At 35.9% G+C, this 20757-nt stretch carries 22 protein-coding genes; 21 read left to right on the top strand and 1 reads right to left on the bottom strand.

Annotated elements, in window-relative coordinates:
* Window positions 1–150 precede the first annotated feature (150 nt).
* From lhaT to NYQ66_RS16625, 3 genes are all read left to right on the top strand, one after another.
* Complete coding sequence (gene lhaT / locus NYQ66_RS16635) at window positions 151–753, top strand: lipoprotein heptaprenylglyceryl N-acetyltransferase LhaT (RefSeq protein WP_259871057.1); 603 nt, start codon at window positions 151–153, stop codon at window positions 751–753.
* Between the two features lie 66 nt (window positions 754–819).
* Window positions 820–1584 carry a sporulation protein YpjB gene (locus NYQ66_RS16630; RefSeq protein WP_259871054.1) on the top strand — a complete coding sequence of 255 codons (765 nt, stop codon included), beginning with the start codon at window positions 820–822 and terminating at the stop codon, window positions 1582–1584.
* A 70-nt stretch (window positions 1585–1654) separates the two neighbouring features.
* Window positions 1655–2341 (top strand): zinc metallopeptidase, encoded by a 687-nt coding sequence (locus NYQ66_RS16625; protein ID WP_259871051.1) that lies wholly within the window; start codon window positions 1655–1657, stop codon window positions 2339–2341.
* Between the two features lie 64 nt (window positions 2342–2405).
* On the opposite strand, the gene NYQ66_RS16620 is transcribed toward NYQ66_RS16625, so the two are convergent.
* On the bottom strand, window positions 2406–3278 hold the full coding sequence (locus NYQ66_RS16620) for a YitT family protein (protein ID WP_259871048.1): 873 nt from the start codon (window positions 3276–3278) through the stop codon (window positions 2406–2408).
* A 734-nt stretch (window positions 3279–4012) separates the two neighbouring features.
* Between NYQ66_RS16620 and NYQ66_RS16615 the strand changes: the two genes are divergently transcribed.
* The 18 genes from NYQ66_RS16615 to NYQ66_RS16530 all read left to right on the top strand — a co-directional run bounded on the left by NYQ66_RS16615 (window position 4013) and on the right by NYQ66_RS16530 (window position 20695).
* A complete protein-coding gene (locus NYQ66_RS16615; RefSeq protein ID WP_259871045.1) occupies window positions 4013–4372 on the top strand; it encodes a nucleotide pyrophosphohydrolase in 360 nt (119 codons plus the stop codon).
* The gene (gene dapB / locus NYQ66_RS16610; RefSeq protein WP_259871043.1) at window positions 4365–5168 is read left to right on the top strand and encodes a 4-hydroxy-tetrahydrodipicolinate reductase; all 804 of its coding nucleotides are present in this window, start codon (window positions 4365–4367) and stop codon (window positions 5166–5168) included. Before NYQ66_RS16615 ends, dapB begins: the two co-directional genes overlap by 8 nt.
* A 12-nt stretch (window positions 5169–5180) precedes the next feature.
* The gene (gene mgsA / locus NYQ66_RS16605) at window positions 5181–5606 is read left to right on the top strand and encodes a methylglyoxal synthase (protein WP_259871042.1); all 426 of its coding nucleotides are present in this window, start codon (window positions 5181–5183) and stop codon (window positions 5604–5606) included.
* Complete coding sequence (gene bshA / locus NYQ66_RS16600; RefSeq protein WP_259871040.1) at window positions 5606–6733, top strand: N-acetyl-alpha-D-glucosaminyl L-malate synthase BshA; 1128 nt, start codon at window positions 5606–5608, stop codon at window positions 6731–6733. The genes mgsA and bshA overlap by 1 nt, the downstream gene beginning before the upstream one ends.
* A 1-nt stretch (window position 6734) precedes the next feature.
* A complete protein-coding gene (locus NYQ66_RS16595) occupies window positions 6735–7934 on the top strand; it encodes a CCA tRNA nucleotidyltransferase (RefSeq protein ID WP_259871039.1) in 1200 nt (399 codons plus the stop codon).
* Complete coding sequence (locus NYQ66_RS16590; protein WP_259871037.1) at window positions 7910–8881, top strand: biotin--[acetyl-CoA-carboxylase] ligase; 972 nt, start codon at window positions 7910–7912, stop codon at window positions 8879–8881. Before NYQ66_RS16595 ends, NYQ66_RS16590 begins: the two co-directional genes overlap by 25 nt.
* A 16-nt stretch (window positions 8882–8897) precedes the next feature.
* Window positions 8898–9749 (top strand): 3-methyl-2-oxobutanoate hydroxymethyltransferase, encoded by an 852-nt coding sequence (gene panB, locus NYQ66_RS16585; protein ID WP_259871035.1) that lies wholly within the window; start codon window positions 8898–8900, stop codon window positions 9747–9749.
* On the top strand, window positions 9737–10585 hold the full coding sequence (panC, locus tag NYQ66_RS16580) for a pantoate--beta-alanine ligase (protein WP_259871032.1): 849 nt from the start codon (window positions 9737–9739) through the stop codon (window positions 10583–10585). Before panB ends, panC begins: the two co-directional genes overlap by 13 nt.
* Window positions 10586–10615: 30 nt before the next feature.
* Window positions 10616–10999 (top strand): aspartate 1-decarboxylase, encoded by a 384-nt coding sequence (gene panD, locus NYQ66_RS16575; RefSeq protein WP_259871029.1) that lies wholly within the window; start codon window positions 10616–10618, stop codon window positions 10997–10999.
* 170 nt (window positions 11000–11169) lie between these two features.
* Window positions 11170–13965, top strand: coding sequence for an ATP-dependent DNA helicase DinG (dinG, locus tag NYQ66_RS16570; RefSeq protein WP_259871027.1), 2796 nt, complete (start codon window positions 11170–11172; stop codon window positions 13963–13965).
* 54 nt (window positions 13966–14019) lie between these two features.
* Window positions 14020–14814, top strand: a complete 795-nt coding sequence (locus NYQ66_RS16565; protein ID WP_259871026.1) for a ComEC/Rec2 family competence protein — start codon at window positions 14020–14022, stop codon at window positions 14812–14814.
* Window positions 14815–15120: 306 nt separating this feature from the next.
* Window positions 15121–15291 carry a YpmA family protein gene (locus tag NYQ66_RS16560; protein WP_259871024.1) on the top strand — a complete coding sequence of 57 codons (171 nt, stop codon included), beginning with the start codon at window positions 15121–15123 and terminating at the stop codon, window positions 15289–15291.
* Window positions 15257–15793 (top strand): cell wall elongation regulator TseB-like domain-containing protein, encoded by a 537-nt coding sequence (locus NYQ66_RS16555; RefSeq protein ID WP_259871023.1) that lies wholly within the window; start codon window positions 15257–15259, stop codon window positions 15791–15793. Before NYQ66_RS16560 ends, NYQ66_RS16555 begins: the two co-directional genes overlap by 35 nt.
* A 15-nt stretch (window positions 15794–15808) precedes the next feature.
* Window positions 15809–16990, top strand: coding sequence for a pyridoxal phosphate-dependent aminotransferase (locus NYQ66_RS16550; protein WP_259871020.1), 1182 nt, complete (start codon window positions 15809–15811; stop codon window positions 16988–16990).
* A gap of 22 nt (window positions 16991–17012) precedes the next feature.
* A complete protein-coding gene (gene asnS, locus NYQ66_RS16545; protein WP_259871019.1) occupies window positions 17013–18305 on the top strand; it encodes an asparagine--tRNA ligase in 1293 nt (430 codons plus the stop codon).
* Window positions 18306–18985: 680 nt separating this feature from the next.
* Window positions 18986–19678, top strand: a complete 693-nt coding sequence (locus tag NYQ66_RS16540; RefSeq protein WP_259871017.1) for a DnaD domain-containing protein — start codon at window positions 18986–18988, stop codon at window positions 19676–19678.
* A gap of 14 nt (window positions 19679–19692) precedes the next feature.
* Window positions 19693–20358, top strand: coding sequence for an endonuclease III (gene nth, locus NYQ66_RS16535; RefSeq protein ID WP_259871014.1), 666 nt, complete (start codon window positions 19693–19695; stop codon window positions 20356–20358).
* Entirely contained in the window at window positions 20351–20695 is a 345-nt protein-coding gene (locus NYQ66_RS16530) for a YpoC family protein (protein ID WP_259871013.1), read from the top strand. Before nth ends, NYQ66_RS16530 begins: the two co-directional genes overlap by 8 nt.
* The last annotated feature ends 62 nt before the right edge of the window (window positions 20696–20757 follow it).

Raw genomic sequence — 20757 nt, 5'->3', positions numbered from 1 at the left:
CTCACAGGTGAGGGGTTATTCTATTATTGGAAAAATAGCGTTTCTAAACTATGGAACACTGATAGCGTGCATCATTTCTTAGTCATAGTAAATATAGGTGATTTAAAGTATAATGCCTAATATATCCAATAAACCCTCTTTGAAAGGAAAATGAACGTGATACATAGACTTAGACAACTATTAGTGAGTCGAGAATTTCTTATCCTGTTATTTTTAATAAACCTTGCTGGTACGATTTATGGGTACATTTGGTATGAATGGCAATTAGTAATAACGCCCGCGAAATTCTTGATATTTGTACCCGATAGCCCTACTGCTAGCTTATTTTTTACCATCTTTCTATTATTTTTTATCTTTCGTAAAAATGTCCCGTATATTGAGGCTTTAGCAATTGTTACCTTATTTAAATACGGTGTGTGGGCTGTTGTTATGAACATACTAACCCTTATTATAAACGGCTCCTTGTCTCCAACAGGTTATATGTTGATTGCTTCTCATGGTGCTATGGCAATTCAAGGCTTGCTATATGCTCCTTATTATAAAATAAAAATGAGGCATTTAGTTGTTGCTGGGATTTGGACATTACATAATGATGTGATTGATTATGTGTTTGAAATGATGCCGATTTATTCTACATTAACCACGTATATGAATGAGATTGGTTACTTTACTTTTTGGTTAAGTATTTTGTCCCTCGCAATTGCATATTTCCTTACAGTCAAAAGGAATAGTACGATTCACTATAATTTTTGAGATTTGGTCTAAACTTGTCTCCTCATTCATACATTTGTAAGAGAATGAATGGAAGAGGGGATCTCTATGGAACAAAAAAAGCATTATATTATTATTAGCATATTCATAATAGGGATACTATGGAGCATAGAGTCTCAATTTTTACATAGTACAACGGTAAGTGCACATCATTCTGATATTTCACAAACCATATATCAATATGATAGGTACGTGACCGAAGAACGATTTCAACAAGCTTATACGCTTTTATCAAATCATGAACATGAATTAAGCACATTATTTGAAAGATTAGATGACGATGTGAAGAGCGAATTGAATCAGTTAGTAACAAATAACTTAAATGTTGTCCGTGAACAATCATTCTCTAACCAGTATAAAAGCAGACAAGCGCAGACACTATTGTTAGCAGTGGATGCTATAGAAAATGCTAAAAATCCTCTATGGATGACGTGGAAATATAGGCTGCAAACAACATTAAATGAATATGTTGAAGCGGAAGAAGTATCAAAAGATCAAATCGATCAAGTAATAGAGGAATGGGAGATTATGAAGCCGGCATTACATGTCGCTTTAGAACCGGATCAATTTTCAGAGCTTACAGCTTCTTTTCAAACATTATCGGAATACGATCGTCTTTCAGGTGGGTCAGATGAATTAAAAACAGTATTTTACCAAACCCAACTTATTGAAAAACTAAGTGCAAGCAGCAAGGGTCGTCTGAATTTCATATGGCTTCTTTCTGTAGTAGGTGGTTGTATTACTGTTACATTATCTTATGTGACTTGGAAAAAGTATAAAGGGGAAAAGCAAAACGAACAAATGACAAATTAGTTGACTAACTTATATTTTTTGACTAAAATTGACCTTAGATAGACAAGGAATTTTAGATGGAGGAATGCACATGTTTGGTGGATTAGGTGGTTATCTTATCTACATCGCTCTATTGATGATTATCCCATTATGGGCACAGTCAAGGGTAAAAAGCACATACAAAAAATATGCAAAGGTTGCCACTTCTTCTTATATGACTGGTGCACAAGTCGCTAGGAAAATTCTTGATGATAATGGGCTATTTAGCGTAACAATAGAAGAAACAAAAGGAACGCTGTCCGATCATTATGACCCTAGAAAAAAAGTGGTGCGTTTATCGACTGATAATTATCATGGTCATTCTATGGCTGCTGCAGCAATTGCAGCTCATGAAGTAGGGCATGCGATACAGGATGCAGAAGCTTATTCATTTTTACGTTTTCGACATGCACTTTTCCCAATCGCTAGCTTAGGGGATAAGATGTCCTTTATCTTAATTATTGCTGGAGCGATAATGGGATTAATGAATTTAGTGTTAATCGGTGTGGTCTTCATGGCTTTTGCCGTATTATTCCAATTAGTCACATTGCCTGTTGAGTTTGATGCATCTAATCGGGCGATGGGCCAATTAGTTTCTAGTGGTGTCATTCGAAATAATGAGGAAAGACAAACGAAGAAAGTATTAAATGCTGCAGCTTTAACTTATGTAGCAGCTGCTATGGTTGCCGTTGCTGAGTTAATTAGATTCGTTCTGATGTTTGTAGCTAGTGAGGATTAAAATAACAAAAAAGAGCTATCTCTATTGAGATAGCTCTTTTGTTATTTGTTAATAAACATGATAGTTACTCTGATAATGGTTTTTTATTTTCATCTAACGTAAATCCTTCTCCTAGAACATCATGAACGGAAGATACAGCCACAAATGCATGTGGATCTATGCTACTAATAATACTTTTTAAACGTACAATTTCATTTCTTCCTACCACACAGTACAGTACATCTCTTTTTTCTCCTGTATAGCTTCCTCTTCCTTGCAAGACGGTAACGCCACGGTCCATGTCTTTCATAATCTTCTTAGCAATTAGATCACTTTGTGTTGAAATTATAGTAGCACCACGTGCTGAATAGGCTCCTTCTTGGATAAAGTCAATTACCCTAGCAGCAATGTAGACTGCTACAAGCGTGTACATACCTTCTACTAATTCTAAGTACAAAATGACGGAAGAAGCGATAACAACGGCATCAAATAAAAACATTGTTTTCCCCATACTCCATCCTACATATTTATGCACGATTCTTGCGATGATATCTACTCCCCCAGTTGTGCCTCCGAATTTAAAGATAATCCCAAGGCCAACACCAATAGATACACCAGCAAACAATGCTACTAGCGTCATATCTGATTGCATATGTAACTGAAACTGATGTATTTGGAAAATATATAAAAATAAGGAAACAGAGAGCGTGCCAATCAATGTGTAGTAAAATGTTGTCTTCCCTAATAGTCGCCAACCAATTATGAAAGTAGGAATGTTCAACACAATATTTGTAATAGCTGGATCCCAGTTTAAAATGAAATATAATAATAACGTAATACCAGTAAATCCGCCTTCGCCTAGATTGTTTTGCATATTAAAATGAACAATACCAAATGAGAACATAGCAGAACCTATTAAAATGAAAATAATGTTTTTTATCCGTAGTCCAAACAACATACCATCACCTTTACCTTTCTTTACCGTTACTTATTATAATCAACCTAGGATTTTCTAACAATCAAAAATTACTAAAACAACAATTTTAGTTTGTGTTAAAATACAAAATAACTTCCATCGCAGTTGATCCATACTGTGCAGTAACTATCCTACCCGCTAATCTATGGTCGATTTTGGCGGCTATTAGATCCGTTATTTGTCCGAAATCTTCGTTTATATTATTTTAGCGGCTACCAGATCCCTTATTTGCCCTTATTTCATTGATTACCTGGGCATTTTGCTAAAATAACGTACTGTATAGCCGCTTAGATTTTAAATTGGCCTAAAATAGGAAAATAAGATCCCTCATAGCCGCTCAGAAATCTAAGAGAATCTTGGCGGTCATGAGATCCCTTATTTTTGCAAAAATCCAAGATTTCCAAGTTTTCGCGGTCACCAGATCCGTTATTTGCCCTTATTTCATTGATTTCGATAACATTTTATTAAAATAGCGTAGTATGACCGTTCAGATTCAAAATTGGTCAAAAACAGGGAAATAAGGTCTCTCAAGGCCGCTTGCGTTATATGACTCTATTTTTGCGTTACGACGCAGTATATGCATAATACGCAATAGATGAAGTTTTGGTATGCAGAGTAATATTTTGCGTCTAGTATAGGATTTATAATTTGTCAAAATTTCTACTTTTAGCTAACATGAGAAGTGGTAATGTCGGCAAAATAAAGGAGTATATGACATGAACGATAAAAAATTATACAATACAAGAGAAATGCAAAGAAGAGTGGACGATTATATTTCTCAGTTTAAAGAAGGATATTTCTCACCTTTATCTATGTTAGCTAGATTTACCGAAGAAGTGGGGGAGCTCGCACGAGAAGTGAACCATCAGTATGGAGAGAAACCTAAAAAAGCTTCAGAAGAAGAAAACACCATAGAGGATGAACTTGGTGATTTATTATTTGTCGCGATGTCTTTCGCAAATTCATTAGATATTGATATTGCGCAAGCATTTGATAAATCCATGTCTAAAATTGAAACAAGAGATAAAAATCGTTGGACAAGAAAGACTGATTTGGAGGATGATAAGAATGACTGATACGATTAAAGTGATAGTTGCAGGACCAAGAGGGAGAATGGGTAGTGAGGCTTTACGCATGATTGAAAAGGAAGATAACCTAGAATTGGTGGCATGTATCGATCATAAGCATGATGGAAAGAAACTAAGCGAGTTAGACGGATTACCAGCATTTGACGTTACGATATACGCGGATATAAATACTTGTTTTGAATCCGTACAAGCGGACGTACTGGTTGATTTAACTACACCAGAGGTAGGATATTTACATACAAAGACAGCATTAGAATATGGTATTCGTCCAGTTGTTGGTACAACAGGCTTTACGAATGAGCAGTTGGAGGAGTTAACGGATCTAGCAGAAGAAAAAGGGTTAGGTACTGTGATTGCACCAAACTTTGCTGTAGGTGCCGTATTAATGATGCAATTTGCAAAAATGGCAGCGAAGTATTTTCCGGATGTAGAAATTATCGAAAAACACCATGATCAAAAACTAGATGCACCTTCAGGAACTGCTGTAAAGACAGCACAACTTATCCAAGATGTACGTGAGAGTAAGAAGCAAGGTCATCCAAACGAAAAAGAAACAATTCAAGGTGCTCGTGGAGCAGATATGGATGGGATGAAAATCCATAGTGTAAGACTACCAGGTTTAGTTGCTCACCAAGAGGTGATCTTTGGTTCTTCTGGTCAAAATTTAACGATCAAACATGATTCATTTGATCGTGCATCATTTATGTCGGGTGTTAAATTAGCAGTGGAACAGGTTATGAAATTAGATTTACTCGTTTATGGCTTGGAAAATTTACTGGACTAAGGGGAGAAGAACATGAATATTGCATTAATTGCTCATGATAAAAAGAAACCAGATATGATTAATTTTGCTATTGCATATACCGAAATCTTAAAGGGTCATCGTTTGTTTGCGACAGGTACTACTGGGAAGAAGATTAGTGAGGCGACAGGTTTAAATATACATCGTTTTCGATCAGGTCCACTTGGTGGAGATCAACAGATTGGTGCACTAATTGCTACAAATGAAATGGACTTAATCATCTTCTTAAGAGATCCATTAACTGCCCAACCACATGAACCAGATATTATTGCTTTAATGAGATTGTGTGATGTCTATCAAGTACCTCTAGCCACTAATTTAGGTGGAGCAGAAATCTTAATTAGAGCATTAGATGAAGGTTATTTTAATTGGCGAGATATTCTAAAAGAAAATGAAAAAAACGATAAAGGAAATGAATGATGAAAAAAATTGGAATTACCTGTTATCCAACTGTTGGGGGATCAGGTGTTATTGCTACAGAATTAGGAAAGCTATTAGCTAAGAAAGGACATCAAATTCATTTTATTACTTCTAGCGTTCCGTTTCGATTAAATAATGTATATTCAAACATCTTTTTCCATGAAGTTGAAGTAAATCATTATCCAGTTTTTCAATATCCTCCATATGATTTAGCATTAGCAAATAAGATGGCTGAAGTGATCGACACACATGAATTGGATATATTACATGTACATTATGCGATGCCGCATGCAGTCTGTGCTATTTTGGCCAAAGAAATGGCTCAACGTGATGTGAAAATAGTAACGACTCTACATGGGACAGACATTACTGTATTAGGAATTGATACAAGCTTAAAAAAGATGATTAAGCATGGAATTGAAAAATCCGATGCAGTAACAGCTGTTTCTAACAGTTTGGTAGGTCAAACAAAAGATATGCTTCAAGTGGATAAAGAGTTGGAAGTCATTTATAACTTTGTTGATGAAACAGAGTACTTTTATAAAAAAAATCACCTATTAAAACAACAATATAAAATTGAAGAGCATGAAAAGGTATTAGTTCATATATCAAATTTTAGAAAAGTAAAACGGGTGCAAGATGTTATTTATGCTTTTGAAAAGATCGAAAAGGAGATTCCTTCTAAGTTATTGCTAATTGGAGATGGACCGGAATACTCGGAGATGTTCCAATTAGTAAGGGATTTAAAGATCGAAAATAAAGTTCTATTTTTAGGAAAACAAAAGAATATAGCAGAGCTGTTATCTATATCTGATTTAATGCTTCTTTTATCAGAGAAAGAGAGCTTTGGTCTCGTTTTATTAGAAGCAATGGCATGTGGTGTACCATGCATTGGAACAAATGTTGGAGGAATACCTGAAGTAATAGAAGATAACAAAAATGGCTTTATTGTCGATTTAGGGGATATTGAGATGATTGTTGAAAGAGCTATTCATCTATTATCAAATCAACAAATTTGGTCTGCGTTTTCCAAAGATGCATTGAATCGTGTGAAAGATAATTTTAGTGCTCAGATGATAGTAAATCAATATGTGGATTTATATGATAAAACATTAGCTGGTGATTAATATGCAGGATCCGTTTGTACACGCAAAACAAATTCTAAAGACATTAGAACAGAATGGCCATAAGGCGTACATAGTAGGTGGAGCGGTTCGTGATCAATTTCTTGATCGTGAGATAGGAGATATTGATATTACGACCTCTGCAATCCCTAATGAAGTACAATCATTATTTGAAAAGGTGATACCGGTCGGGATCGAACACGGAACGGTAGTCGTAAGGTATAAAAATGAGTCTTATGAAGTAACAACATTTCGCGTGGAAGGAAATTATACTGATTTTCGTCATCCAGATCATGTGACATTTGTTGATCGAATTGAAGATGATTTAGCAAGGCGTGATTTTACGATCAATGCGATGGCTATGGATATTAATAATCATATAATTGATCCCTTCGATGGACAGGTAGATATAAATTCTAAAGTTATTCGTACAGTGGGAAATCCTGATGATCGATTTCAAGAAGATCCCCTAAGAATGCTTCGAGCATTACGTTTTTCTAGTCAACTCGGCTTTTCCATTGAGACAACAACACAAGCATCCCTAATGAAAAATATCCATTGGGTAGAACAATTAGCGACGGAACGTGTTGGAATAGAGATACAAAAGTTGTTTGCCGGTGACTTTTTTCAATCGGTTGTTTCTGTATTATTTCTAACAAAAGTAAGTCGTTATCTTCCAGTGTTGAAAGAGAATGACCATTTATTTGATGTTATAAAGCATATAAAAGAACCACTATTGGATATAAGTGAAATAATAGCCGTGTTTCACATTGCGAAGCCTGAGATACCTATTGAAACATGGGTAAGTCAATGGAAGCTATCCAATAAAACAAAAGGTGATATCAAAAACTTAGTAGGTGCATCGCAACAATATCGTGAAAGTAAGTTAACAAATTGGTTAGTTTATACTTTACCTGAACACCTTATTGATGGCTTTGTTCGAATAATAGACGTTCATATGGCAGTTAAGCTCGATAGTTCTAAGATTATGATCGTGAAACAGTCGCTTCCTATTCAGAAAAGACAAGACCTCGCTATAAATGGTCAAGAGCTTGTTCAGTTATTTCCAGACCGTAAAAAGGGTCCTTGGATTAATCAATATTTTTTTCAATTAGAAAAGGATGTCGTAGATGGAAAAGTACAGAATCAAAAAATAGAATTAAGTGAGTGGATTATGAAATGGAATCGACCAGGCAGCATTTAATCGAGTTATTACAGGAGAACGAACAATGTTATATTTCGGGACAGGAGCTTTCTACTAAGCTTCACATATCGCGCACGGCAGTATGGAAGCATATGAAAGAGCTTGAAAAAGACGGCTATGTCATTGATGCCAAACCACGAAAAGGATATAAGATTACTTCTGCACCAAATAAAATGAGTCAGAACACATTACAATGGGGTCTTCAAACCGAGTGGTTAGGTAAGAGTATTGTACATAAACCAACGATTGCATCCACACAAACCTTAGCAAAACAACTTGCAGCAACAGGCGCTGAACATGGCACAATAGTAATTGCTGATGAACAAACGGCTGGTCGAGGTAGAATGCAAAGAACATGGCATTCAAGAAAAGGTGAAGGAATTTGGATGAGCTTAATTTTAAGACCTGAGATCTTACCGAATAAGGCACCTCAGATAACCTTATTAGTAGCCACCGTAATAGCGGAGGTTCTAAGTAATTTTAATGTAAAGCCTTTGATTAAATGGCCCAATGATATATTAATTAATGATAAAAAGGTTTCCGGAATCCTTACTGAAATGCAAGCAGAGCAAGATCAAATAGAATTTATGGTGATTGGGATTGGACTCAATGTAAACCAATCAAAGGATATGTTCCCAGCGGATTTAAAGCCAATTGCAACATCATTGAAAATTCAATCCGGGCAAAAACTTGATCCAATTGTAATGACGCAACAAATATTGATGAAGTTTGAGGATGTTTATGAAAAATACATCAGTCACGGGTTTGACGTGCTTAAAGGGAACTGGTTAAAGTATGGATACAAATTAGGAGAGAAAGTTTATATCCAAACGGCTAAAAGACAATGGTATGGCGTTATTGAAGGAATAGAACCTGATGGAGCGCTGCGTATCAAAAATGATGATGGAAGTGTAGAAACCTTATATTCTGCTGAAATAAAGTGGTAAGGGGGATATTAATCCTATGAAAAACAGATTTGAATTACAAGAAATGAAGCAAAAAGGTGATAAGATAACAATGGTGACAGCTTACGATTATCCATCTGCGAAACTTGTGGAACAAGCTAGTGTTGACACAATTTTAGTGGGTGATTCTTTAGGTATGGTCGTACTAGGGTATGACTCTACGATACAAGTAACTGTTGACGATATGATCCACCATGCAAAAGCAGTAAAACGAGGTGCTCCAAACACGTTCACTGTTGTGGACATGCCGTTTATGTCTTATCATATCTCGCTTGAAAATGCATTGGAGAATGCGATGAAAATTTTTCAACAATCTGGAGCAAATGCATTAAAAGTTGAAGGTGCTTCCAGAGAGATTTTGACGCTTACAGAACGATTGACTGATGCCGGCATACCAGTTGTGGCGCATTTAGGTCTTACACCACAGTCCGTAAATGTACTAGGCGGATATAAAGTCCAGGGTAAAAATAAAGAAGCTGCTGAGAAGTTATTGACAGATTCAAAGAGATTAGAACAGAGTGGTGCTATTGCCTTAGTCTTAGAATGTATCCCGAAAGAACTTGCAGAAATCATTACTGCTTCATTAGAGATTCCGACGATTGGTATTGGAGCAGGGGCAGACTGTGACGGTCAAGTACTAGTGTACCATGATTTGCTACTTTACGGAGTAGAACGCTTACCTAAATTTGTAAAAGCCTATGGTCACGCGAATGATGGTTTTCTACAATCCTTAGAGAGTTTTGTTAAAGAGGTAAAGCGAAAAGAATTTCCAGGCGTAGAACATACATACACGATGAACTCTGATGTCTTAGCGGAGTTGAAGCAGGAGGATGAAGAATGGACATCGTAAGATCCGTTGCAGAAATGCAAAAAACTGCGAAGGAATGGAAAAGATCTGGAAAATCTGTTGGTTTTGTCCCAACCATGGGTTTTTTACATGAAGGACATGAAAGTTTAATGCAACAAGCACGTAGCAAACATGATCTAGTAGTTGTCAGTATATTTGTCAATCCATTGCAATTTGGCCCAAATGAAGACTTCGAACGTTATCCGAGGGATGAAGCTCACGATCGATTGGTTGCTGAGCGTAATCAAGTTGATCTACTTTTCATCCCTACTGTAGAAGAGATGTACCCTACCCATCAATCGATCGATATGCAGGTAACACAGAGAGTTAATGTTCTATGTGGCCGAACACGAGAAGGACACTTTTCAGGTGTTGTTACAGTGCTTACAAAACTATTTCATATTTGTTTACCTGATACGGTTTATTTTGGGTTGAAAGATGCACAACAAGTAGCTGTGGTTGATGCTCTAATTAATGACTTAAATTTCCCAGTAGAGTTACAACCTGTCGCTACGGTAAGAGAAGATGATGGACTTGCTAAAAGTAGTCGTAATGTGTATCTCTCAGAGCAGGAAAGAACGGAAGCACCTTATATATATAAAGCTTTACAAGATGCCAAAAAAATGGTTGTTGACGGGGAAAAAAATCCTGTTATTATTGTTAGAGAAGTAGAGCAATTTATTAATAAACATACAAATGGTAAAATAGATTATGTTGAATTATTAAGCTATCCAGACTTAACAACGATGAAAGTCATTAACCAACAGGTAATACTTGCTACTGTCGTTCAGTTCAAGCATGCAAGGTTAATTGATAATATAATTATACCACTGGCTTAATTTCTCAATAGATAATAGGGGGAACATGTTATGCTACGGACTATGATGAAAGCAAAACTTCATCGTGCTCGTGTAACCGAAGCAAACCTAAACTATGTTGGTAGTGTTACAATTGATGAGGAAATATTGGAACAAGTAGGTATACTGCCACATGAAAAAGTGCAGATCGTTAATAATAACAATGGTGCTAGATTGGAAACTTATGTGATTCCAGGTGAAAGGGGAAGCAAAGTTATCTGTCTGAATGGTGCTGCAGCAAGGTTAGTTCAAAAGGATGATATTGTTATTATTGTTTCCTATGCTATTATTTCAGAAGATGAACTAACATCATTCAAACCAAAAGTGGCGATCATGAATGAAGATAATGATATTGTTGAGCTAATCGACCAAGAACCGCCTTTAACCGTGCTTTAGTTTTTTGAGCATGTAAAAATAATAGAAGGAATGCATATAATATCTTACTTTTAACTCTTATCAATCATGGTTTGATAAGAGTTTTTGCATAAAATTTTGGTTAGCATTATTTAGTGAGCTAGCTAGATTTGCTAAGTTGTTACTTACTATTTGTTAATGGAGATGAAATTTTGAGAAAATTTGTTGTAGTTGATTTAGAGACAACTGGACATACCCCCTCAAAAGGGGACAAAATTATAGAAATAGGGATTGTTGTCGTAGAAGATGGAGAAATCAAAGAAAAGTATAATTCTCTTATCAATCCCAATGTAGAAATCCCTGTGTTTATCTCGAAGTTAACAGGGATTAATGACGATGATGTCAAAGGTGCGCCAACATTCGCACAAGTTGCTAACGAAATTATTCCCTTTTTTGAGCACGCCTATATTGTTGCTCATAATGTACCATTTGATTTAGGGTTTTTAAATTATGAATTACAATCGGCCGGATTTAAAGCAATTCATGCTGCAGTAATCGACACAGTAGAGCTTGCTCGAATATTATTACCCCAGGCACCTGGTTTTAAGCTAGGTCAATTATCCGAGTATTTATCGATAAAGCATCATGATCCGCATCGTGCGCTTTCTGACGCTTATGTTACAGCTAAATTACTACAACATTTATTTAATAAATTACATACACTTCCTTATGAAACGCTACATCAACTGCAACAAATGGAAACTGGTTTAAAAAGTGATTTACGTGTCATTTTAGAAGAGCAGATGGAGAAAAGATCTTTTGAAGATCAGTTTCGAGATGATCTAGAGATTTTTAGAGGAATTGCAATAAAGAAGGATGAGCAGAAACAACATAATAAACAAGCCCCTGGTATTTCGTATGGTGAATTACTCGATACTATCTATCCAAACGGACAAAGTCTTAGTCAATTAATGAAGTCCTATGAGTATCGTGAAGGCCAACGAGAAATGTCCGAGTTGATCTATGATGCATTTCAGATGAATCAACATGCATTAATTGAAGCGGAGACTGGAACAGGTAAATCGCTCGCATATTTAATACCTGCCATATATGAAGCAATAACTAATAGGGAAAGACTTGTTATTAGTACACATTTAACGCAGTTGCAAACGCAATTATTAGAAAAGGAAATTCCTTTGTTAAAACGTATTTTAGCCTTTGATTTTGATATGTGCTTATTAAAAGGAAAACAACATTATATAAGCCTTAGTAAGTTTGAAAAAGAGTTATTTTCTTCAGGCCAAGATAATTATGATATAACCTTAACAAAAGCGATTCTTCTTATTTGGCTTACGGAAACGAATACAGGTGATATAGATGAGGTGCAGCTACCATCTAGTGGGCAACAATTTTTCAAGCGAATTTCAGCAGAAGCAGAAGGGGCGGTTGACCCTTTTTCACCATGGTTCTCAAGGTCTTTTTTTCAACGTGTCAGAAATAACGCACAACGAGCAAATATCATTATAACGAATCACTCATTGTTGTGTACAGATTTGACTAGTGAATATAACTTATTGCCATCCTATACAAAAGTGATCATTGATGAGGCACACCATTTGGAAGCCACCGCTGCGAAGCATTTGGGATTGAAATTAGATTATATTAATATCCAGTTTATGTTAAATCGAATTGGAACCATTTCGAATAGTGATTGGTTAGGTAAAATCAATAAGAACTATCCAATGATTGATAAGATTGTATCAGATTACAATTGGGATAAATGGTGGCAAAACGCGAAGAATGAAGTAGATGATTTGTTTCGATTTTTGTTTAGTTATGTAGTGGAACAACATAAGAATGATGTTTCTGTTAATGACATTGGACGACTACAATATCGCATGGTAGAGGACAAGGAACCTTCAGATAAATGGAATGCGATCAAGGAAATGGTTACGCGATTATCATTTAATTTAAGGGACCTTATTCATATTTTATCTACGATAAAGCAAACGCTAAGTAACATAGAGGATCAAGTTGACGAGTTAGACGTTACACAAACGCATATAGAACAATTGCAGATTGTCATTGATGATTTAGAACAATTATTTCTCCAAAGGGATGAATCTAAAGTCAAGTGGATCGAGATCGAAGCATATGGAGCAAGAAATGCCGTATATCTCTTCAGTGAGCCAGTAGATGTATCATCGATCCTTTTTGAGCAATTATTTTCTAAAAAAAAGAGTGTCATCTTAACAAGTGCTACACTAACAATGAAAAACTCTTTTCGCTTTGTTCGTGAACGACTAGGACTGGCGGATGTTGATGTTTTAGAAAAGAAAATTGAATCACCTTATGCTTACGAATCACAAGTTCAACTAATGATACCAAACGATTTTCCGGATTTTAAGTATGGAAACCAAGATGACTTTATTTATGCGACGTGTGAGGCTATTCTATCGCTAGCGCATATTTCTAATGGACGGATGCTTGTTTTATTTACTTCCTACGATATGCTGAAAAAATCATACAACCTTTTAAGAGAAATTATGGATGAAGATGATTTTATGATAATTGCACAAGGTGTCTCTAGTGGGAGCAGATCGCGTCTAAAGAAAAACTTTCAAGCATTTGAGAAAGCGATTTTATTAGGCACAAGTTCCTTTTGGGAAGGTGTTGATATCCCTGGTAGTGATCTTTCTTGTTTAATGATTGTCCGTTTACCATTTCAACCACCCGATCATCCTATTTATGAAGCCAAGTCAAGTCATATTAAGGAGATAGGAAAAAATCCTTTTATGGAATTAGCATTACCAAACGCTGTTATACGGTTTAAACAAGGGTTTGGTCGGTTAATTCGATCAAGCACAGATCGTGGTGTTGTTTTCATTTGTGATGATAGAATTATGAAAGCAAGGTATGGGAAATATTTTGTTGATTCCATTCCAAAAGTACCTGTTCATTACATGAATACAAAAAAAATTATGGGACATGTAGAAGATTGGCTATGATACGTTTCGCATTTTTACATACTCTATAACTAGCTTGTTTTAGGGGTGATGTAGTTGAAGCAAAAAGTATTTATTTGGATAGGTATTTTCCTCTGGATTTCTGCAGGTATCAACATAGTGAATGCAGAGTCGATCAATTTATTAGAAGAAGGAGAGCTTTACGTCGCTTTCCTAAACCTGCCCGATGGAGAAGCAACGTTAATTAAAACGAGTAATGACCGGAATTACCTAATTAATACAGGGTCTAATGAGAGTGAGGAAAAGCTATTATTTCAACTAAAAGAATTAGAAATTAAACAATTAGACGGGTTGATCCTTACTGGTCAAACCAATGATTATTGTGGTAATGCACATCGTTTAATTGAACGATACCATATAAATAAAACGTATTATAGCAGTGACTTGAGTAGTACCTGTAAAGAACAATTAACTAGTACTTCACGCGTACAGTGGAAAAGTGGAGAAGTAATAAGCTTAGACGAACATTTGACTGTTCAAGTTCTAGCGGTAGGACCTAAAGGTGATATGAGCCTAGGCATTAGTTATGGTGAAAATTCGATTATGTATCTCAGTATAAGTGATGTGGAAAATGAGAAAGAGATCTTGGATACTGGATTTAAGTCCAATATATTAAAAATTGGAAACTATGCAAAAGGCAAAAGTCCAAGCCTTTCTTTTCTTGAAAAAATTGATCCGCATATGAGTATTGTTTTTAATAGCAAGGGTTATACACCAAATGAAGGTTTAATTGAACGATTAAATGAGTCCTGGGTTGACGTTTATTATTTGAAACAGGCAGGAACAACGATTATCCGAATGGATTTACATGAGTACGAAATTTTGTCATAATTAATATCCATGGGCCTTTTGGTTCATGGATTATCATGTGTTTTTTTGGCAAAATAATAAAGATAAAATGTGTTTATACCGATAATAAAAAAAGCCTGTGTGATATAATAACACACAGGTAAAATAAAATATGGGTTAGGATTATTGTTGAAAAAAATACTAATGTCCATCAAAATATAAATTGAACTATCTATCGTCATTGAGCAAACATTCTTTTCAACGTGCTCTTAGTATTCGTACATATAATGCAGTCTATGTGTTACAAATATTGAGAACTCAACCAAAAAATAAGGAGGCATTTGATATATGACTAATAAAATTGAAACTTTATCAACAATTAAGATTCAACATGCTGACGATTTATATAAAATTGTAGATAGTTTAAACCGTACATTAAAAGAGGATGATCTCATGTTTGGTTTATCACTGGATGAGGAAAATAATGAAAAAGCAATCTTTACGATATACCGTACCTAATTGGTTAAAGTTGTCGATCTTAGTCATATGCATTATTTTTATTGCAGTCATTAGCTATAGTATTTATCTTTATAGTACTGTACAGGAAAATAAAAAAGATGGTTTTAGTGCATCCATTCAATTAGCACAAAGTGAAACTGAAATAAAGAATATAAAGGAAGTAACGAGGTTTCATGGGGATATCTTTTATCATGTGGTTACTGGCGAATCAGGAGATGGGGAACCAGCAGTTGCCTTTGTCCCTGTAGAAGAGAATGTAGATGAGCAAAGTGACGTTTTATTTTTTTTATTAAACGATACAATCACGAGGGATCAAGTAATGTCCGAATGGCGACAAAGCTGTGTTTCGTGTGAACTTCACGGAATTAATTTGGGGTTATACAGTGATGAACCTGTTTGGGAAGTTAAATACATAAATAAGGCAGATCGTTATGTATTTCAATATTTTCCACTTGATGGAAGTGAAACATTTGGTGTTGAATTACGTCGATCTATTTATTAAGGGAAAGGTGATTATATGGAATTAGCAAATAGGGTAAAAACGTTAACGCCTTCTTCAACTTTAGCTATCACAGCAAAAGCGAAGGAATTAAAAGCAGCTGGTCACGATGTTATTGGACTCGCTGCGGGGGAACCAGATTTTAATACGCCAGAACACATTCTGGATGCTGCGACAAAAGCCATGCACGAGGGATTTACAAAATATACCCCAGCAGGTGGTACAGTAGATCTAAAGAAAGCTATCATTAAAAAAATGAAACAAGATCAAGGATTAGATTATGATGCGGATCAAGTTATTGTTACTACAGGAGCAAAACATGCATTGTACACACTTTTTCAAGTCTTACTAAATCCAGGAGATGAAGTTATTGTTCCTACACCATACTGGGTTAGTTATCCAGAGCAAATTAAGCTTGCCGAAGGTCAACCGATCTTTGTGGATGCAGTGGAAGAAAATGAGTTTAAGTTAACACCAGAACAGTTAGAAAATGCAATCACGCCGAATACAAAAGCTGTAATTATTAATTCACCTAGTAATCCAACAGGTGTTATGTATTCTAAAGAAGAATTACAAGCGATAGGAGAAGTGTGCGTTCAACATGATATAGTCATCGTTTCTGATGAAATTTATGAAAAACTCATTTATACCGAATTACCACACGTCTCCATGGCTGAAATTTCGCCTGAGCTAAAAGAACAAACGGTTATTATTAATGGCGTATCAAAATCTCATTCCATGACAGGTTGGCGAATCGGTTATGCGATTGGAAATAAACAAATTATAAAAGCCATGACTAGCTTGGCGTCCCATTCCACATCTAATCCAACGTCGATTGCACAATATGCAGCATCCGCAGCATATAACAATTCTCAGGAGCAAGTAGATGTTATGCGCGAAGCTTTCAAAGATAGATTAGAAAAACTTTACACTTGGATTACAGACATTCCTGGTGTGGAATGCGTGAAACCAAAAGGAGCATTCTATCTATTCCCTAATGTTAGTGAAGCAGTTAAGTTAAATGGATTTGATAATGTAGATGAGTGGATTAAAGCTTTGCTAGAAGAAGAAAAGGTTGCACTCGTACCTGGCTCAGGTTTCGGCTCACCAAATAATGTTCGTTTATCGTACGCCATTTCGCTTGATCAATTAGAAGAAGCAGCAAAGAGAATTAAACGTTTTGTAATCAATCATCAATAAGAGTTTTACGGAGGTTATGACAGTGAAAACAACAATAGATCAAGTTTCAAAGTATGTAGGAGAAGAAGTAACTATAGGAGCCTGGCTAAGTAACAAAAGATCAAGTGGTAAGATTGCCTTCTTGCAGTTACGTGATGGTTCAGGTTTTATCCAAGGTGTCGTAGTAAAAGCAGAAGTATCTGAAGAAACGTTCCAAACTGCAAAAAATCTGACACAAGAATCATCTTTATATGTTACAGGTACAGTTGTAGAAGATACACGCTCACCATTTGGATATGAACTTCAAGTTAAATCAGTGGAACTCATTCATGAATCAGTTGATTTCCCGATCACACCAAAAGAACACGGTACAGAGTTTTTGATGGACCACCGTCATTTATGGTTACGTTCTAAAAAACAACACGCAATTATGAAGATACGAAATGAAATTATTCGAGCTACGTATAACTTTTTCAACGAGAGTGGTTATGTGAAAATAGACCCACCAATTCTTACTGGTTCTGCTGCAGAAGGTACGACAGAGCTATTCCATACAAAATACTTTGATGAGGAAGCATTTCTATCTCAAAGTGGGCAATTGTACATGGAGGCGGCTGCAATGGCGTTTGGAAAGGTGTTTTCCTTTGGCCCTACTTTCCGTGCAGAAAAATCTAAAACAAGAAGGCACTTAATTGAGTTTTGGATGATAGAACCTGAGATGGCTTTCATGGATCATGAGGATAGTTTACAAGTACAAGAACAGTACGTTAGTTATCTGGTACAATCTGTATTGGATAATTGTAAATTAGAGTTAACTACATTAGAAAGAGATATATCCAAGCTAGATAAAATAAAAGCACCGTTCCCTCGTATTACTTATGATGAAGCAATTGACTTGTTAAAAGAAAAAGGCTTTACGGATGTAGAATGGGGAGAAGACTTTGGTGCTCCGCATGAAACTGCAATAGCGGAAAGCTTTGAAAAGCCAGTCTTTATCACACATTATCCTGCAGAGATCAAAGCGTTTTATATGAAACCTGATCCGAATAGACCAGAAGTGGTGTTATGTGCGGATTTAATCGCTCCGGAAGGCTATGGAGAAATGATAGGTGGATCACAAAGAATTGATGATCTTGAATTAATGGAACAACGCTATAAAGAGCATAACCTTACAGGTGATGCTTATCAGTGGTATTTAGAACTACGTAAATATGGTAGTGTTCCACATTCAGGTTTTGGATTAGGACTCGAAAGAACTGTTGCATGGATATCAGGTGTGGAACATGTTAGAGAAACGATTCCATTCCCACGTTTATTAAATCGTCTATATCCTTAATGGATAATTGAATAGCATACCAAGTGGCATATGAATAACAATTCGTATGCCACTTTCTATTGATATGTTATTTTAAAGTTTTTTCTGAAAAATGTTAAGACGTAGTATCCATATACTGCGCAGTAGCTTTCCGACCCGCTCCACAAGTGAAACTGGCTCCCTTTCCGCGGGCACGGCCTCAGCTAACTCAGGAGCAAAGTGCGCTCCTGAGTGGATCTTCGGCTCGTGCTGTTCCCGCAGGAGTGTCGCCAATTTCACTTGTTCCGCTAGTAACAGTAACAAAACCTTTTTATCTGCTAATTTTAAGTGTAAGTCCTAACAACTGTAAGTAAAGCACATAAAATTGTAGTTCTTTCTCTTAAGAAGAGGGATGAAACATAGATTCCATTAGGCTAGTGGAGGAAATACACGGAGACTCCTGTGGGACAGCGAAGACGTTGAGACCCCACAGAGAGCGAACTTTGCGAGCGAGGAGGCTCAGCGCGAGCCCACGGAAAGCGAAGTGTATTTCCGGAACGGTAAAGCAGTATTGTAATTTTTAGTGTTGCGTAGTATGGATCTACTACGAATGAATTGCAAGTAATTTTTGTGGTATTTTGTCTAAAAACTGCAGTTGTTATAATTTGTATTTATAATTGAAAACGCTATTCATGCTATAATGATTGTTGAGGTGAAAGTCATTGAATAACCAAAAATCTTACCAGTCATTTTTAAAGGATCAACTAATCATTCCTTCTATACTTCTTAAAGACTACGTGAATCTTGGGTTGAATGAACAAGAAGTTATGATTATACTTCAAATTCATCGGTTTTATATGGAAGGAAACCATTTTCCTACTCCGGACGAATTAGCAGATTATGTTACGATCTCTGCACAAGATTGTTCACAGATCTTACGTAAGTTAATTCAAAAAAACATATTACAAATCGAACAAAATCATAATGAAATGAACGTATTAAATGAGCAGTATTCGTTAGAGCCATTATGGGTCAATTTATATACAGAAAAAGTCATCCAACAAGATAAATCAATATCAGAAGAACAAACAAATATTTTTATTTTATTTGAGCAAGAGTTTGGTCGCCCGTTGTCACCATTTGAAATTGAGACTGTTAACATATGGATTGATGAGGAGGAACAGTCCCCTTCATTGATCAAAGCTGCACTTCGCGAAGCGGTACTCATGGGCAAGTTAAATTACCGTTACATCGACCGTATTTTAAGAGAATGGAAAAGAAAAGGTATTCGAACGGTAGAACAAGCTAGAAATCATAGTAAATCATTTCATGCAAACCAAACAAAGCAAGAAAACCAGAAGCAAGAAGAACCTAAACGAGATGTATCTCTATATTATAATTGGTTGGAGGATTAGTAGGGGGGACGATTATGCTTAACAAAACGCAAATAAGATACTGTTTAGACGTTATGAAGGAAATGTTTCCTGATGCTGAATGTGAATTAGTTCATAAAAATCCATTCGAATTAGTCATTGCAGTTGCTTTGTCTGCACAATGTACGGATGCGTTAGTAAATAAGGTGACAAAAAACCTATTTCAAAAGTATCAAACACCTGAAGATTATCTGGCAGTTTCCTTAGAGGAATTACAACAGGATATAAAATCAATTGGACTGTATCGTAACAAAGCAAAAAATATACGTAAGCTCTGTCAAATGCTAATTGATGAGTACGGTGGAGAGGTGCCATCTTCTAAAGTAGAGTTAGAAAAATTGGCCGGTGTAGGTAGAAAAACGGCAAATGTTGTGGCTTCGGTAGCTTTTAATGTTCCTGCAATTGCTGTCGATACGCATGTCGAGCGGGTATCGAAGCGTCTAGGAATCTGTAAATGGAAAGATTCCGTTCTTGAAGTTGAAAAGACGCTAATGCGAAAAATACCAGAGGATGAGTGGAGTGATACTCACCATCGGATGATTTTTTTTGGAAGATATCATTGTAAAGCCAAAAATCCTAACTGTGGAGAGTGCAAGCTTTTAGATATATGTAGAGAGGGTAAGAAAAGAATGAAAGCTATGGAGAAGGAACTGCATGTTTGAGTCTGGGTTTAACCATATACAAAACTGGAATAAGCTTTCAACTGAACTAGCAGATTTATACAGTCAAAGAAAAGGGCAACAGGCTATGAAACAAATGGACGAACAGATCGCGAATTTTAAACAAGCCTTATATTTGGTTAACGGTTTTAGTTGGTCTGAAAACTGCAATTTTAAAGAGGACATAGCAACTTTTAAGTATAAGCCGTTTAATATAGTAGAGCGGATAGAATTCATTCATAATTTTACGCAACAATATCATAGCTACATTCAGTTAAATGAATTATATAAAGAACTTGAAAAAATTTATGCTAAAGCAATGATTTTGGAAAGCAAGTAATAGATGGTTGTAAGATCTTTAATACTTCTCTACTAAAACGCAAAAAAGTCTTGAGGAAATTA

The sequence above is a fragment of the Aquibacillus koreensis genome (genome assembly GCF_025154055.1).
GTDB classification, from domain to species: domain Bacteria; phylum Bacillota; class Bacilli; order Bacillales; family Amphibacillaceae; genus Aquibacillus_C; species Aquibacillus_C koreensis.
This window is presented reverse-complemented; position numbering and strand designations above follow the sequence as displayed.

Bases quoted from the DNA above. Each gene is read 5' to 3' on its own strand.
- lhaT (WP_259871057.1), top strand. From the start codon at position 151: ATGAACGTGATACATAGACTTAGACAACTATTAGTGAGTCGAGAATTT.
- NYQ66_RS16630 (WP_259871054.1), top strand. From the start codon at position 820: ATGGAACAAAAAAAGCATTATATTATTATTAGCATATTCATAATAGGG.
- NYQ66_RS16625 (WP_259871051.1), top strand. From the start codon at position 1,655: ATGTTTGGTGGATTAGGTGGTTATCTTATCTACATCGCTCTATTGATG.
- NYQ66_RS16620 (WP_259871048.1), bottom strand. From the start codon at position 3,278: ATGTTGTTTGGACTACGGATAAAAAACATTATTTTCATTTTAATAGGT.
- NYQ66_RS16615 (WP_259871045.1), top strand. From the start codon at position 4,013: ATGAACGATAAAAAATTATACAATACAAGAGAAATGCAAAGAAGAGTG.
- dapB (WP_259871043.1), top strand. From the start codon at position 4,365: ATGACTGATACGATTAAAGTGATAGTTGCAGGACCAAGAGGGAGAATG.
- mgsA (WP_259871042.1), top strand. From the start codon at position 5,181: ATGAATATTGCATTAATTGCTCATGATAAAAAGAAACCAGATATGATT.
- bshA (WP_259871040.1), top strand. From the start codon at position 5,606: ATGAAAAAAATTGGAATTACCTGTTATCCAACTGTTGGGGGATCAGGT.
- NYQ66_RS16595 (WP_259871039.1), top strand. From the start codon at position 6,735: ATGCAGGATCCGTTTGTACACGCAAAACAAATTCTAAAGACATTAGAA.
- NYQ66_RS16590 (WP_259871037.1), top strand. From the start codon at position 7,910: ATGGAATCGACCAGGCAGCATTTAATCGAGTTATTACAGGAGAACGAA.
- panB (WP_259871035.1), top strand. From the start codon at position 8,898: ATGAAAAACAGATTTGAATTACAAGAAATGAAGCAAAAAGGTGATAAG.
- panC (WP_259871032.1), top strand. From the start codon at position 9,737: ATGGACATCGTAAGATCCGTTGCAGAAATGCAAAAAACTGCGAAGGAA.
- panD (WP_259871029.1), top strand. From the start codon at position 10,616: ATGCTACGGACTATGATGAAAGCAAAACTTCATCGTGCTCGTGTAACC.
- NYQ66_RS16560 (WP_259871024.1), top strand. From the start codon at position 15,121: ATGACTAATAAAATTGAAACTTTATCAACAATTAAGATTCAACATGCT.
- NYQ66_RS16555 (WP_259871023.1), top strand. From the start codon at position 15,257: ATGAAAAAGCAATCTTTACGATATACCGTACCTAATTGGTTAAAGTTG.
- NYQ66_RS16550 (WP_259871020.1), top strand. From the start codon at position 15,809: ATGGAATTAGCAAATAGGGTAAAAACGTTAACGCCTTCTTCAACTTTA.
- nth (WP_259871014.1), top strand. From the start codon at position 19,693: ATGCTTAACAAAACGCAAATAAGATACTGTTTAGACGTTATGAAGGAA.
- NYQ66_RS16530 (WP_259871013.1), top strand. From the start codon at position 20,351: ATGTTTGAGTCTGGGTTTAACCATATACAAAACTGGAATAAGCTTTCA.